12 protein-coding genes are annotated in these 12570 nt (G+C 63.9%); 7 read left to right on the top strand and 5 right to left on the bottom strand.

Going from position 1 to position 12570, the window contains the following annotated elements; genetic code table 11:
* Nucleotides 1-3: 3 nt before the first annotated feature.
* From AC1D10_RS18680 to AC1D10_RS18650, 7 genes are all read left to right on the top strand, one after another.
* Entirely contained in the window at nucleotides 4-798 is a 795-nt protein-coding gene (locus AC1D10_RS18680; RefSeq protein WP_477274367.1) for an FAD binding domain-containing protein, read from the top strand.
* 61 nt (nucleotides 799-859) lie between these two features.
* Nucleotides 860-1342, top strand: a complete 483-nt coding sequence (locus tag AC1D10_RS18675) for a (2Fe-2S)-binding protein (protein WP_477274365.1) — start codon at nucleotides 860-862, stop codon at nucleotides 1340-1342.
* A gap of 11 nt (nucleotides 1343-1353) precedes the next feature.
* Nucleotides 1354-2721 carry a xanthine dehydrogenase family protein molybdopterin-binding subunit gene (locus AC1D10_RS18670; RefSeq protein ID WP_477274363.1) on the top strand — a complete coding sequence of 456 codons (1368 nt, stop codon included), beginning with the start codon at nucleotides 1354-1356 and terminating at the stop codon, nucleotides 2719-2721.
* A gap of 1 nt (nucleotide 2722) precedes the next feature.
* Nucleotides 2723-3727, top strand: a complete 1005-nt coding sequence (locus AC1D10_RS18665) for a xanthine dehydrogenase family protein molybdopterin-binding subunit (RefSeq protein WP_379103644.1) — start codon at nucleotides 2723-2725, stop codon at nucleotides 3725-3727.
* Between the two features lie 9 nt (nucleotides 3728-3736).
* Entirely contained in the window at nucleotides 3737-4618 is an 882-nt protein-coding gene (locus AC1D10_RS18660) for an AAA family ATPase (protein ID WP_477274360.1), read from the top strand.
* A gap of 5 nt (nucleotides 4619-4623) precedes the next feature.
* The gene (locus AC1D10_RS18655) at nucleotides 4624-5742 is read left to right on the top strand and encodes a vWA domain-containing protein (protein WP_477275001.1); all 1119 of its coding nucleotides are present in this window, start codon (nucleotides 4624-4626) and stop codon (nucleotides 5740-5742) included.
* Entirely contained in the window at nucleotides 5742-6629 is an 888-nt protein-coding gene (locus tag AC1D10_RS18650; protein ID WP_477274999.1) for an amidohydrolase family protein, read from the top strand. The genes AC1D10_RS18655 and AC1D10_RS18650 overlap by 1 nt, the downstream gene beginning before the upstream one ends.
* Nucleotides 6630-6686: 57 nt before the next feature.
* Here AC1D10_RS18650 and AC1D10_RS18645 read toward each other — a convergent pair whose 3' ends face one another.
* The 5 genes from AC1D10_RS18645 to AC1D10_RS18625 all read right to left on the bottom strand — a co-directional run bounded on the left by AC1D10_RS18645 (nucleotide 6687) and on the right by AC1D10_RS18625 (nucleotide 12546).
* Nucleotides 6687-7217, bottom strand: a complete 531-nt coding sequence (locus tag AC1D10_RS18645) for an N-acetyltransferase family protein (RefSeq protein WP_477274358.1) — start codon at nucleotides 7215-7217, stop codon at nucleotides 6687-6689.
* 30 nt (nucleotides 7218-7247) lie between these two features.
* Nucleotides 7248-7655: a carboxymuconolactone decarboxylase family protein gene (locus AC1D10_RS18640; protein WP_477274356.1), complete on the bottom strand. Its 408-nt coding sequence runs from the start codon at nucleotides 7653-7655 to the stop codon at nucleotides 7248-7250.
* 225 nt (nucleotides 7656-7880) lie between these two features.
* Nucleotides 7881-9377, bottom strand: coding sequence for a sugar ABC transporter ATP-binding protein (locus AC1D10_RS18635; RefSeq protein WP_477274354.1), 1497 nt, complete (start codon nucleotides 9375-9377; stop codon nucleotides 7881-7883).
* Nucleotides 9377-10426 carry an SMP-30/gluconolactonase/LRE family protein gene (locus AC1D10_RS18630; RefSeq protein ID WP_477274352.1) on the bottom strand — a complete coding sequence of 350 codons (1050 nt, stop codon included), beginning with the start codon at nucleotides 10424-10426 and terminating at the stop codon, nucleotides 9377-9379. Before AC1D10_RS18630 ends, AC1D10_RS18635 begins: the two co-directional genes overlap by 1 nt.
* Nucleotides 10423-12546: an ABC transporter permease gene (locus AC1D10_RS18625; protein WP_477274350.1), complete on the bottom strand. Its 2124-nt coding sequence runs from the start codon at nucleotides 12544-12546 to the stop codon at nucleotides 10423-10425. The genes AC1D10_RS18630 and AC1D10_RS18625 overlap by 4 nt, the downstream gene beginning before the upstream one ends.
* Nucleotides 12547-12570 lie beyond the last annotated feature (24 nt).

Below are 12570 nucleotides of genomic sequence, written 5' to 3'. Positions count from 1 at the left end.
ATCATGGCGCTAGCACTGCAGACTTTTGCAACGGTGAAGGACGCCAACGCAGCGCTGAAATCCGCCGGGACCCGTTATCTCGGCGGCGGCACGCTTGTGGTGCGCGCAGCGAATGAAGGCGACGTTTCGGTCTCCAGCCTTGTCCGCTCGACCGAACCGTCGCTTTCAGCAATCACCGTCACCGACGGCAAGGTCCGCATCGGTGCATCGGTCACCATGGCGGCGATCGCCCGTCATCCGGACCTCAGCACCCTCTCCGGTGCCGCGCGCGCCGTTGGTGGTCCGGCCGTCCGTAACATGGCGACCGTCGGCGGAAATCTGTTCGCACCGGCGCCCTATGGCGATTTCGCCGTTGCCCTGCTGGCGCTCGATGCGACGGTCAACACCGATAATGGCGAGATACCGGTCGAGACCTTTCTGGCAGGGCGCGACAGCAACCGCGCCATCGTCACCTCCGTCGGTTTCACGCTTCCGAAGGCTGACGGCTTTCGCTTCCTGAAAGTGTCGAGGGTCAAGCCGAAAGGCGTCTCGGTGCTCAGCATCGCCGCCGCTGTGGAACAATCGCCGGACGGCACGGTGTCTTCGGCACGGATCGCGCTGGGCTGCATGGCCGACCGGCCGATGCGCGCCAAAGCGGCGGAAAAAGCGCTGATCGGCCAAAGCCTGACCCTAGACGGCATCGCGCCGGCGCTGGCCTTGGCCAACGAGGGCACCTCGCCGGCGACCGATCCCATCGCCAGCGCCTGGTATCGCAACGAAGTGCTGCCGGTCCATCTCGGCCGGCTGCTGCTGGCCTGAAAACACCGGTTGGGGGGCGCGCGTCTGTCCGGTCAATCGGGCAGGCGCGCAAGGAGGAAACATGGCAAAGGTCCCGGTCCAGTTCACGCTCAACGGTTCTGAAAAGGCCGAATTCATCGACAGTGGCACGACGTTACTTCACGCCTTGCGCGACAAGATCGGCGACACCTCGCCGAAAGGCGGCTGTCATCAGGGCACCTGCGGTGCCTGCTCGGTGATCATCGACGGCGAGCTCAGGCTGTCTTGCCTGACATTGGCCGAGACCTGCAACGGGGCGGCCATCAACACGACGTCCGGGCTTTCGGAGGGCGGCGTTCTGCACCCGTTGCAGCGTGCCTTCCTCGATGCATTCGCCACGCAATGCGGCTTCTGCACACCAGGGATGATCATGGCCGCCAAGGTGCTGCTCGACCACACGCCCAACCCCAGCCGCGACGAGGTGATCGAGGCGCTGTCGGGCAACATCTGCCGCTGCACCGGCTACGAGCCGATCATCCAGGCGGTTCTGATCGCCGCCCGCGCCAATTCGCAGAACGCCGCTTGAGGGAAGCAAACATGGAACTGCGCAAGAGCTACTTCGCCGATGTCCGCAAGGATGATCTGCACGAGATCGGCCAGCCGAGACCGCGCTCGGATTCGCCCGGCCACGTCACCGGCAAGACTGCCTTTTTCGCCGACCGCAATTTCCCCGGCATGTTGCACCTGAAGATGGTGCGCAGCCCGCACCACCATGCCCGCATCCGCTCGATCGACACCTCGGAAGCCGGGAAGCACCCCGGCGTGGTAAAAATCCTCACCGCCAAGGACGTACCGCACAATGTGTACACCATCCTGATCCTGATCCAGATCGGCCCGGAGGACGAGACGGTGCTGGCCGACGGCAAGGTGCGCTGGAAAGGTGAAGCCGTCGTCGCGGTGCTCGCCGAAACCGAGCGCGCGGCACAAGAAGCCGCCGCCAAGGTCAAGGTCGACTACGAGGTGCTGCCGGCCGTCTTCGACATGGAGGAGGCGCTGAAGCCGGGCGCTCCGCTGGTCAACGAATATCACGGCCAGAACCACTACCTCTATGACAGCGGCGAATGCCGCAAGGTGCGTTTTGGCGATGTCGAGGCGGGCTTCGCGGCCGCCGACCATGTGCTGGAGCAGAGCTATCAATCCTCACCGATCGAGCATGCGCCGACAGAGACCACCGGCTGCGTAGTGGTCCCCGAAGGCAATGACCGCTTCACCTGCTACACCAACACGCAGGCGATGTTCTTCACCCTCGACAATGCCTCGATCATTCTGCAAATGCCCGGCAACAAGCTCCATTTCGTCGGTGGCACCGTCGGCGGCGGCTTTGGCGGCAAGGTCGACGTCATCGTCGAGCCGATCGCCATCCTTGGCGCCAAGCTCACCGGCCGTCCGGTCTCCTTCATCTACAGCCGCGAGGAGGAGATGCAGATTTCCTCGCCGCGCGCCGCAGAAAAGGTCGTCATCAAGGACGGCGTCATGAAGGATGGCCGCATCGTTGCCCGCAAAGTCACCGGCTACACCGATGCCGGCGCCTATTCCCGCCATTCGCCCTATGGCGCGCAGAAGGGCGCTGGCCACTATCCCGGTCCTTACACCATCCCCAACGTCTGGATCGACACCTACTGCGTCTACACCAACCGCACGCCCTCCTCCGCCATGCGCGGCTTCGGCGTCACCATCGGCGACTTCGCGCTGGAGGTGCAGATGGACAAGCTGGCGCGGCTGATCGGCATGGATCCGCTCGAATTCCGCTTCATCAACGCCTATCGTGACGGCGACATGAAGGCGCATCGCCAGCCGACCGAGGGTGCTGCGATGATCGAGTGCATGCAGGAAGCCTCGCGCGCCGCCAACTGGCCGGTGGCGGAAAAATTCATGGCGATGTCGTCCTACGTGAAGGGAGCTTGAGATGGCGATCAGGCGCGGACGTGGCGTTGCCGCGATCAACTACCCGACGGGCATGAACCTCGGTGGCGACCCGACGCAGGCGCTGGTGCATTCGACACCGACCGGCAATTTCATGGTGACACTGTCATCGGTCGATCTCGGCCAGGGCATGAAGCAGATCATGGCGCAGATCTGCGCCGAGACGATCGGCGTGCCGACCGACCGCGTCGTCGTCGACACAGCCGACACCGACACCGGCCCGCACTGCATGGGTACCTTCGCCTCGCGCGGCACCCACCGCGCCGGCAACGCCGTCATCCAGGCGGCGAAGGAAGCCCGCCAGGTGATGCTGGAAGTGGCCGCCGAGGAGCTGGAGGTCAACGCCTCCGACCTCGAGACCGACGGCCAGGGTAACATCCTGGTCAAGGGCGCGCCGCAGAAATCGATTTCGATCTTCGATGTCGCGCTGTCGGCGCACTTCAAGCGCGGCCGCTCGATTTCGGGACGCGGCATGTTCCTGATCCCGCGCTCCTATCCCGAGAAAGAGACCGGCGCGATGAAGCCGTCGACCTGCTATGCGCACGCCTGCACGGTGGCCGAGGTCGAGGTCGACGACGAGACCGGTGAGGTCACCGTGCTGACGGTGAAGAACATCTTCGAGATCGGCCGCGCGCTGAATCCGAAAATGGTCGAACAGCAGCTGGTCGGCGGCTCGTGGATGGGCATCAGCCACGCTCTCTATGAGACGACCGAGCCCTATTACCCCAACCGCGACCATGGTGGCACCGACTTCAACCAGTACCTGATGCCGGGGCCGGGCGACCTTGCCGAAACCGAGATCATCGTGCTCGAGCGGCCGTCGGCCGACGGGCCTTATGGCGCCAAGGGGCCGGGCGAAATGTGCGCCAATCCGCAGATACCAGCGGTCGCCAATGCCGTCTTCGACGCCGTCGGCGTGCGCATCGATACGCTGCCGATCACGCCGGAGCGCATCCTGCGCGCGCTCAAGGCGCAAGCGGCGAACTGAGTGATCGAAATGCCTGAGGTGAACGCCCAGACATCGGCAGCCTCGCCGGAGGCGGTGGCGGAGCACCTCGCCGCCTCGCGCTATCTGGCCGATGAAAGCCTGGCGACCGCCATCTTCCTGGCCATTCGGCTGGGCAAGCCGCTGCTGCTCGAAGGCGCGCCGGGCGTCGGCAAGACGGAAGCGGCCAAGGCGATCGCGCAGCTGCTCGGCCGCGATCTGGTGCGGCTGCAATGCTACGAGGGCATCGACGCCGCGCATGCACTGTACGAATGGAACTACCAGCGCCAGCTGCTCGCCATACGCCACGCCGGCGAGCACGAGATCGACATCTATGACGACCGTTTCCTGATCGCCCGGCCGCTGCTGCAGGTGCTGAAGGCGCCGGATCAGCGTGTGCTGCTGGTCGATGAAATCGACCGCTCGGACCATGAGTTCGAAGCGCTGCTTCTGGAATTCCTCTCCGATTTCCAGATCAGCATTCCCGAGCGCGGCACCATCCGCGCAACCGCGCAGCCGGTCGTTATCCTGACCTCGAACCGCACCCGGGAACTCGCCGAGGCCCTGCGCCGGCGCTGCATCTATCACTGGATCGGCTATCCCGACGCCGAGCGCGAGGCCGCCATCATTATGCTGCGCGCCGGCGATGTTGCCGAGACGACGGCACGCGCGGTGGCGGCAGCCGTGCAGACCATCCGCGCCCGCCCGCTGGCCAAGCCGCCCGGCATCGCCGAGGCTGTCGAATGGGCCAACGCCGCGACCATTCTGGAAAAAGGCGGCAGCCCATGGCCCGAAGCCTTCCGCCGCGCCATCGGCGTGCTGATCAAGGACGAGGAAGACCTCTCCTATATCGCGCCGGAGCTTGGCCGGATTGTCGAGGAGGCACTGGCGTGAGCGCCATGCCCCGCGCGGCCACGCCGTTCCTCGGCTTCGGCCGGCTGCTGCGCCGCTACGGCTTTGCCGTCGCGCCGGAGCAGGTGTCCCGCTTCATGCAGGCGGTGACATTGCTCGGGCCGCGCTCGATGGCCGACATCCGCGAGGCAGCCCTTGCCACGCTGGCGCCGCCGCCCGACCGCCGCGAGGAATTCGAGGCGCATTTCCAGAGCCATTTTTATGGCAACGCATCTGCGGTGGTCGAAGGCGATGCGGACGAGGAAACCCGCATCAAGGACGATGGCGGCGCGAGCCAGGAAGAGGTCGAGGTGATCAGCCAGCAGAAAGGCGGCGAGCTGACCTCCGGCGCCGAACAGTTGAGCACCCGCGATTTCCAGCGCGACATCGATGGCTTGGCAGCCTTTCGCCACAAGCTCGCTTGCGCCCTGCCCGCCCGCCGCTCCTTCCGCACCGTGCGCACCCACTCGGGCGGCAAGCTTGACCTGCGCCGGTCGCTCAGGGAGATCGTCAGCGCCGATGGCGACGTGCCCTGGCCGCTGCTGCGCCGCCGCCAGACCGTGCCGCGCAAGCTGCTGATCCTGATCGACGTTTCCGGCTCGATGAGGCTGCACACATCCGATTATCTGAAACTCGCGCATGCCGCCGTGCAGGGTGCTGACCGCGCCGAAATCTTCACCTTCGGCACGCGGCTGACCCGCATCACCACGGCGCTTCGTGTTCGCGACCGCGGCCAGGCGCTGGCCCGCGCAGCAGCCCAGGTCGACGACTGGGATGGCGGCACCCGCATGGGGCCGACGCTGCTCGCCTTCCTCTCGGTGCCGCGCTTTTCCGCCTTCGCCCGCGGGGCTGCCGTCGTCATCCTCTCGGATGCGTTGGAGCGCGGCGACCACGCCGAACTGGAGACGGCGATGCGCCGGCTGAGCGCCCGTGCCTTCCGGCTTTCACTGGCAACGCCGCTGGCCGGCGACCCGCGCTTCCGGCCGGCAACGGCGGCACTCACCGCCATCCTGCCGGTGCTCGACGATCTCATCGACGGTTCTTCGCTCAAGGGCCTCACCGATTTCATCCTGTCGCTCGCCCGCCCAGCCCCGGCGGCGGCGGCAATCTGGAAGAGGGTTTCGTGATGCAGAAAGCAATCGACGTGCATTTCCACATCTGGCGCCAGCAAGACCAGCCCTGGCTGGTCGGGCCGATGGTGCCGCGCATCTTCGGCCCCTACGAGCCGATCCGCCGCGACTACCCGATCGAGGAATTCCTCGCCGACCAGAAGGGCGCTGGCGTCGAGAAGGCCGTCTATGTCCAGACCAACTGGGCCAAGGAGGATTTCGAGAAGGAAGTCGCCTTCCTGCAGAAGACCGCAGACGAGACCGGCTGGCCGCACGCCATTGTCGGCTATACCGACATGACCGTGGACGATGTCAGGCCGCAGATCGACAGGTTGAAAAAATATCCGTTGCTGCGCGGCGTGCGCATGCAGTTGCATTGGCACGAGACGCCGGCCTTCCGCTTCGCCGCTTCGGCTGATCAGGTCATCGACCCCAAGGTGCGCGCCAATGTGGCGCGACTCAGGGACTATGGTCTCTCCTTCGACCTGCAGCTCTTCCCCGCCCAGATGAAAGACGGCCTGACGCTGGTCGGCGAAAACCCCGAGACGAATTTCATCCTCACCCACGCCGGGATGCTGACCGACATGGAGCCGGAAACCACCGCGGCCTGGAAGGAAGGCCTGCGCACGCTGTCGTCCGCGCCCAATTTCTACGCCAAGCTGTCTGGCCTCGGCACCTTCGTCCACCGCAACGACCCAGAGCTGATCGCCTACATAGTCGACAATACGATCGACATCCTGGGCGCGAACCATCTGATGTTCGGCTCGAACTTCCCGGTCGAGAAACTGTGGACCAGCCATGCCGAGCTGACCAAGGCGCATCGCGCGGCGGTGGCGAAACACGGCGCGGCGGCAGAGGCGGATATCTTCTGGAACACTGCGGAGAAGGTGTATCGGCCGACATAAGCGCACGCCTTCCCTTCTCATTTCAAGAAGGTGGCTCAGCGCCTGTGATGAATATGCTCACAACGGCCGGCCTAAAACCTGGACCATATGCCGTTTTGCCCCAATGCTGACTGGTCCCGCCGTCCGCACCAGCTTGAAGCCTTGCCGCCGCCAAAAGCGATGAGCCTGCTCATTTTCTGCGAGCACGCCGAGTTCCACCCACTTGACGTTCTGGGATTTCAGCCACCTGAAAAAGTCGTCGCACAGTGCTCGCCCCAACCCTCTTCCGCGAAGTTCTTTGTCGATCATGAACAATGCGATCCACCAACACTCCACTCGCGGATAGTTGCGGTCGCAGGCCAGCAAGCCCACAAATTCGCCATCGATTGCCTTCACCCCGAATACGAACTTGTCGGCTTCCGTCCGGTTCGGTGGAAAGTTCTCAAATTCCTCCTTTGCACTGGCAGCGTTGGGCGGCTCGCCCCGTTCCAGCACGACATAGTCCGAGCAGCCCTGATACAGCGGCACCAGTCGTGGAGCATCAATTCCAATCAGGCCTTCAATCTCGTAGCCAGAGAGCGAGGTTGGAAATCTGGTGCTTTTGTCCATGGAAATTCCAGCCCCGGAAAGCAGCCGCCCTCACTTCACCTCGAACTGCGGATCGACCGGGATCTGCATCGCGGTGACCATATGGTTGGTCTGCCCGGCCAACCCGATGATTGACACCAGTTCGCCATGCTGTGCATCGGTCATGCCTTTCGCACGAGCGGCGGCGGTGTGCGAGTGGACGCAGTAGGAACAGCCATTGGCGGTCGACACCGCGATATAGATCATCTCCTTGGTCAGCGGATCGATGGCGCTGTCGGCGACCATCACCACCTTCAGCTGTTCCCAGATCCGCTTCAGCGCCGGTGGATCATTGGCCAGCCCGCGCCAGAAATTGTTGACGAAATCGGATTTGCGCGTAGCGCGTATGTCGTCGAATACGGCTTTCACGGCCGGGATTTTCTCCACCTCGGCATCGCTCAGAAGTCTTGTGGTGGCCATGATGTCGTCCTTTCATTTGAATCGTCGTGTGAGCGCATTGAATCAGGCCTTAAGCAATCGCGGCCAATCCATTTGGATGATTCAGCTTTCTAGCGGCAGCGTAACGATTCAGGTCAGGCCGAGTCGAAAATGGTGGATTCCGAGAAACCGGAGCGGAGCGTACTTTTCGTACGTGAGCACCGGAAGCGGAGGGAGCCGCCATTTGCAGGCCGGCCTCACCTGAATCTAATGCACCGCCGCATACATAATCTTCTCCTCCGTCGCCTCCGCCGGTGAGAATTCCTCGACGATGCGGCCCTGCCTGCAGACCAGGATGCGATCGGACAGGTTCATGATTTCCGGCAGATAGGACGAGATGACGACGACGGCGAGGCCTTCGTCGGCCAGCCGGTTGATGATCTGATGGATTTCGGCGATCGCGCCGACATCGACGCCGCGCGTCGGCTCGTCGAAGATGACGATGCGCGGCTCCTGCACCAGTCCCTTGCCGATCACCACCTTCTGCTGGTTGCCGCCGGACAGCTCGACGACACGCGCATTGTCGTTGATCGCCTTGATGTTCAGCGTCCTGGTCCATTCGGCCGACAGCGCGCGCATCTCCTGCTGGTTGATCACCCAGGCCTTTTCGCGGCCCGCCGCCAGCAGCCCGCCGAACAGGTTTTCGGCAATGCCCATCGTCTCGAAAATGCCTTCGCTCTTGCGGTCCTCGGTGACGTAGACGATGCCGTCGGCCACCGCTTCGCTCGGCACGAGGTAGCGCACGGGTTTGTCGTCGAGTTCGATGGCACCGCCGCGCAGGAAATCGCGCTTGTAGATGCCGGAAACGATCTTGAACGTCTCAGTGCGGCCCGAGCCGATCAGCCCGAACACGCCGGTGATCTGGCTCTCGAAGATTGAGAACGAATTGTTGCGCACGACATTGCTCATCGAGATGTCCTGCACCGACAGCACCTTTTTGCCGGCCTTGCGCAGCTTCGCTTCGTCGCGTTGCCGATAGATCTGCCCTGACAGCGTACGCCCGACCATGGCGGCGACGATCCGGTCGCGGTCGAAGGTCGATGTGTCGTCGGTGATGACCAGTTCGCCATCGCGCAGGATGGTGATGCGGTCGGCGATATCAAGCGCCTCTTCCAGCGCGTGGCTGATGAAGACGATCGACACGCCGCTCGCCTTCAGCCGCCGGATCAGAGCGAAGAAGTGCCGCTTCTCCTCCGGCGTCAGCGTCGCCGTCGGCTCGTCGAAGATGATGATCTCGGCATTGTGGTGGACGGCGCGCGCGATCTCGACCATCTGCCGCTTGGCCGCACCCAGCGTCGCCACCATGGCGTTGGGGTCGACCGGAAAATTCAGCGATTGCAGGAACTGCTGCGCCGAGATGTAGGTGCCGCGCAGCCGGTTGAGGAATTTTTCGGTGCCGAGATAGAGGTTCTGCGCCACCGTCATCGACGGCACCAGGCTGGTCTCCTGGAACACCATGGCGATACCGGCCTCAAGCGCTGCATGCGGCGAGGCGTAGGCGATCTCCTGGCCCTTGTGGAACATCTTGCCGGAGGTGGCGTCGACCACCCCGGCAATGATCTTGGTCAGCGTCGACTTACCCGCGCCATTCTCGCCGAGCAGCGCGCGGATCTCGCCCTTACGCAGCTCGAAGTTGACGTTATTCACCGCCGGCACGCCGCGATAAGTCTTGGTGACGTTCTCCAGACGAACGATCGGTTCCATCAGAAGCCCCCCGTGGCGACGGACAGCACGCAGTCGCCGCCCCTGGAGGCGACGAACAGCAGGCCGTCCTTTTCGGCGACGCTGCAGATGCCGTGGCGCGTGCCGTTGGCGCGGCTGTGCAGACTGAATTGCGGTTGCATGTTGCGGTTGAGCCTGACCACCAGCCCGTAGGAGCGGCTTGGCGACCACGGTTTGTGGATGCCCATGGTCCGGATGCCGCCGCATTGCAGCGGTTCGAGGAAACTGCGGCTGGAGGCCAGCGCCGGCGCGATCCAATAGGCCGGCGGCACCTGCTCGATCATGTCCTGGCGGTAGTGCGTCTCCTGCAGCACGAACTCGATCAGCCGGTTGCGCGGCGCAAACAAGGTCAGCCACGCCCCGCCATCGGCCGCCGGCGATAGCCGCGCGGGATAGCCGGGCAGATGCGTCAACACCGTCGAACGGTTGCCGGTCACGCCGTCAAACCGCACCAGTTGGTGACGCCAGCTTTCGCTGACCAGCACATCCCGCCCCATCGAATGCAGCCCATAGGGGTAGGCGATGTCGCCGGCCACCTTGTGGAAGTTGCCGCCCGCCGCGTCCAGCTTCCAAAGCGAACCAGACGCGCCCTTCTTCATCAGGTCAGCGGCCCATTGCGACGGCGTATGCTCGGCCGAACCATTGGCTAGCCACAGCGTGCCGTCGTCGGCATAGGCAAGTGCTGTGATGCAACGGACCCCGGCAGGCAGCGAAACCTCCTTGCCGCCAGTCAGCAGCCTGCCGCTCTCCAACCCAACCGTCAGTTCACCCGATGGCGAGAGCGTCAGCGCCGTGACCGGAGACGGAAAAGTCTCGACCACGCTTGGCTCCGCCCCGGCAGCAATCGCGAAGATGGCGTTGCCGCTGGAGGACAACAGCCTGTCGCTGGAAATCAACAGATTGTCCGGCTCGGTCAGCTCAGTGAAAGCCGGCGCGTCATCCAGCCGCGTGTTGGGGCGGAAGGCCCCATCGAGCGGCGGAATGGTCACCGCCTTGCTGCGAAAAAGGTCCAGCACCGGATCGAGGATCATGGTTTTGCTCCCCAATACGAAGCGGGACTGGTCCAGTTCGGGTCGGCGCCTGCGATTTTGTAGCGGCCGATGCGGTTGTTGAGGATGCCGCCGACGAACAAATAACCCTTGTGCTCGCGCATCGAGGTGACCATCGGGTGTGCGCCGCCGGTGAGGTCGCCCATCGCCTCGATGATGCCGCCCTTTTCGTTGAACTTCACCACGCCACCGGTGTTGATGTTGGGGAACAGCCATTCGTCCTGCGGCAGCCGGCGCGTCATGCGCTTGCGCATGTCGGGGTGGCGCAACGACAGGTCGAAGCTCGGCGTGCGCATGCCGAGCCACGCCATCCAGTAGTTGCCGTCGGAGGCGCGGTTGATGTTGTCGGGGTAGCCCGGCATGTCGCGGATGACGCATTCGGCGGTGCCCGCCTTCGGCCCTTCCAGCCAGTAGCGATGCACGCGGCAGGCCCAGCTTTCGGCGAAAAACAGCGACTTGCCGTCATGCGCCATGCACACACCGTTGGTGTAGCGGTAGCCGTCGAGCAGCGTCTTCGTCGATCCGTCCTTCGGGTCGTAGACCAAAAGCCGTCCGGTGGCGCGGTTCTCGATCGAGTCCAGCGCCCAGTCATGGGCGTCGTAGCGCTTGGTCGAGTCGGTGAAATAGATGCGGCCGTCGGGTGCGACGTCGCAGTCGTTGGGGTCGCGCAGCCGCGCATCGTCGACGATCGAGGTCCACGAGCGCGACGTCTCGGCCGACAGGCGTTTCACCTCGCGATCCGGCGAGACGGAATAGAGCCCCATGGCACCGACGCAGCTGATCAGATTGCCTGATTTGTCGAAGGCAAGGCCGAGCGGAAAGCCGCCGATGTGGGCAAACACTTCCGATTTGACATAGTCCGGCGCGAAGAAGCGGACGATCTCGCCATGGCGCGTGCCGCAATAGAGATGGTCGTCGCGGTCGAGAATGACATCTTCCGGTCCTTCCAGTTCGCCAAGCCCTATATGGTCGGCGGCAGACAACCGGTTGTCGAGTTCGTAAGGCGTGCCTGAGCCGGGCGCGGCCGATTGGGTCGCGCCCATCTTGAGATAGACCGGCGCGACATAGACCTCGTTCAGCACCTTGTGGCGGTTCTTCAGCCAGCGGATGTCGATGGTCACCGCGACCGCCAGCATGATGCCCAGCACCATCTGGTTGGTACCGGTGCCGTAGCCCAGCCGGATCAGCCCGTTGGTCATGGTCAAGACGATGATCGCGCCCATCAGCCCCTTGATCACAGAGCCGCGGCCACCGCCGAGGCTCACGCCGCCGACCACCGCCGCCGTCAGCGCCATGATCTCGAGGTTGAGGCCGGTCCCCGGCCCTGCTCCGCTCAGCCGGCAGGCGATGAGAAAACCGCCGATCGAGGCACAGAAACCGGAAAAGACATAGGTCATGAATACTGTGCGGCGCACGCGGATACCGGCATTGTGCGCCGAGCGCCTCGAGCCGCCGACCGCCAGTACGTGCCAGCCCGGCCGCGAACGCGTCAGGGCGATGTGGGTGACCATAGCCAGGATGATCGCCAGCCACACCGAGACGGACAGGCCCCAGAAAGTGCTGTCGCCGATGAAGTCGAGTACATCCGATGTAGCTGTCGAAAGCTGCACATCGGCGGCATAGGTGGTGACGAGGATATCGAACAGCGCCCGCCCGAAGATGAAGGTGACCAGCGTGGTGAGAAAGGCGCGCAGGCGGAGGTAGCCGACGAGATAGCCATTGATGGCGCCGAACACGAGGCCGGTGGCAAGCGAGGCGGCCAGCGCCAGCCAGATCGACTGTCCGAGGATGAAGAAGACATAAACGGCCGAGAAGCACGACAGTGCGAAGATCGAGCCGACCGACAGGTCGATGCCGCCGCCCAGCATCACCACCGTCATACCGGTGACGACCATGGAGAACTCGCCAAGCTGGCGGGTCGATTCCTGCAGCGCGGTCAGCTTGAAGAAGCCCGGAATGATCGAGCCGAAGGTCGCCAATGTCACCACCAGCGCCAGGAACGGAATGGCGTTGTCGGTCCAGCGCTTGGTCAGGATCTCGCCGACCAGATGGTCGGGCACGAGATTGTAGCGCCAGGACTGCAGGCGTTCGCGAAAGGACATCAGGTCACTGCTGCAAGAGAAAGA

The sequence above is a fragment of the Mesorhizobium sp. P2_A8 genome, assembly GCF_056404935.1.
Note: the sequence above shows the minus strand (reverse complement) of the source record. Positions and strands in the feature narration are given on the sequence as shown.

What these genes read in the sequence shown, in the direction of transcription:
- AC1D10_RS18645 (WP_477274358.1), bottom strand. Translation starts at nt 7,217, where the DNA reads ATGGACAAAAGCACCAGATTTCCAACCTCGCTCTCTGGCTACGAGATT.
- AC1D10_RS18630 (WP_477274352.1), bottom strand. Translation starts at nt 10,426, where the DNA reads ATGATCCTCGATCCGGTGCTGGACCTTTTTCGCAGCAAGGCGGTGACC.
- AC1D10_RS18655 (WP_477275001.1), top strand. Translation starts at nt 4,624, where the DNA reads ATGCCCCGCGCGGCCACGCCGTTCCTCGGCTTCGGCCGGCTGCTGCGC.
- AC1D10_RS18680 (WP_477274367.1), top strand. Translation starts at nt 4, where the DNA reads ATGGCGCTAGCACTGCAGACTTTTGCAACGGTGAAGGACGCCAACGCA.
- AC1D10_RS18670 (WP_477274363.1), top strand. Translation starts at nt 1,354, where the DNA reads ATGGAACTGCGCAAGAGCTACTTCGCCGATGTCCGCAAGGATGATCTG.
- AC1D10_RS18675 (WP_477274365.1), top strand. Translation starts at nt 860, where the DNA reads ATGGCAAAGGTCCCGGTCCAGTTCACGCTCAACGGTTCTGAAAAGGCC.
- AC1D10_RS18650 (WP_477274999.1), top strand. Translation starts at nt 5,742, where the DNA reads ATGCAGAAAGCAATCGACGTGCATTTCCACATCTGGCGCCAGCAAGAC.
- AC1D10_RS18640 (WP_477274356.1), bottom strand. Translation starts at nt 7,655, where the DNA reads ATGGCCACCACAAGACTTCTGAGCGATGCCGAGGTGGAGAAAATCCCG.
- AC1D10_RS18635 (WP_477274354.1), bottom strand. Translation starts at nt 9,377, where the DNA reads ATGGAACCGATCGTTCGTCTGGAGAACGTCACCAAGACTTATCGCGGC.
- AC1D10_RS18625 (WP_477274350.1), bottom strand. Translation starts at nt 12,546, where the DNA reads ATGTCCTTTCGCGAACGCCTGCAGTCCTGGCGCTACAATCTCGTGCCC.
- AC1D10_RS18665 (WP_379103644.1), top strand. Translation starts at nt 2,723, where the DNA reads ATGGCGATCAGGCGCGGACGTGGCGTTGCCGCGATCAACTACCCGACG.
- AC1D10_RS18660 (WP_477274360.1), top strand. Translation starts at nt 3,737, where the DNA reads ATGCCTGAGGTGAACGCCCAGACATCGGCAGCCTCGCCGGAGGCGGTG.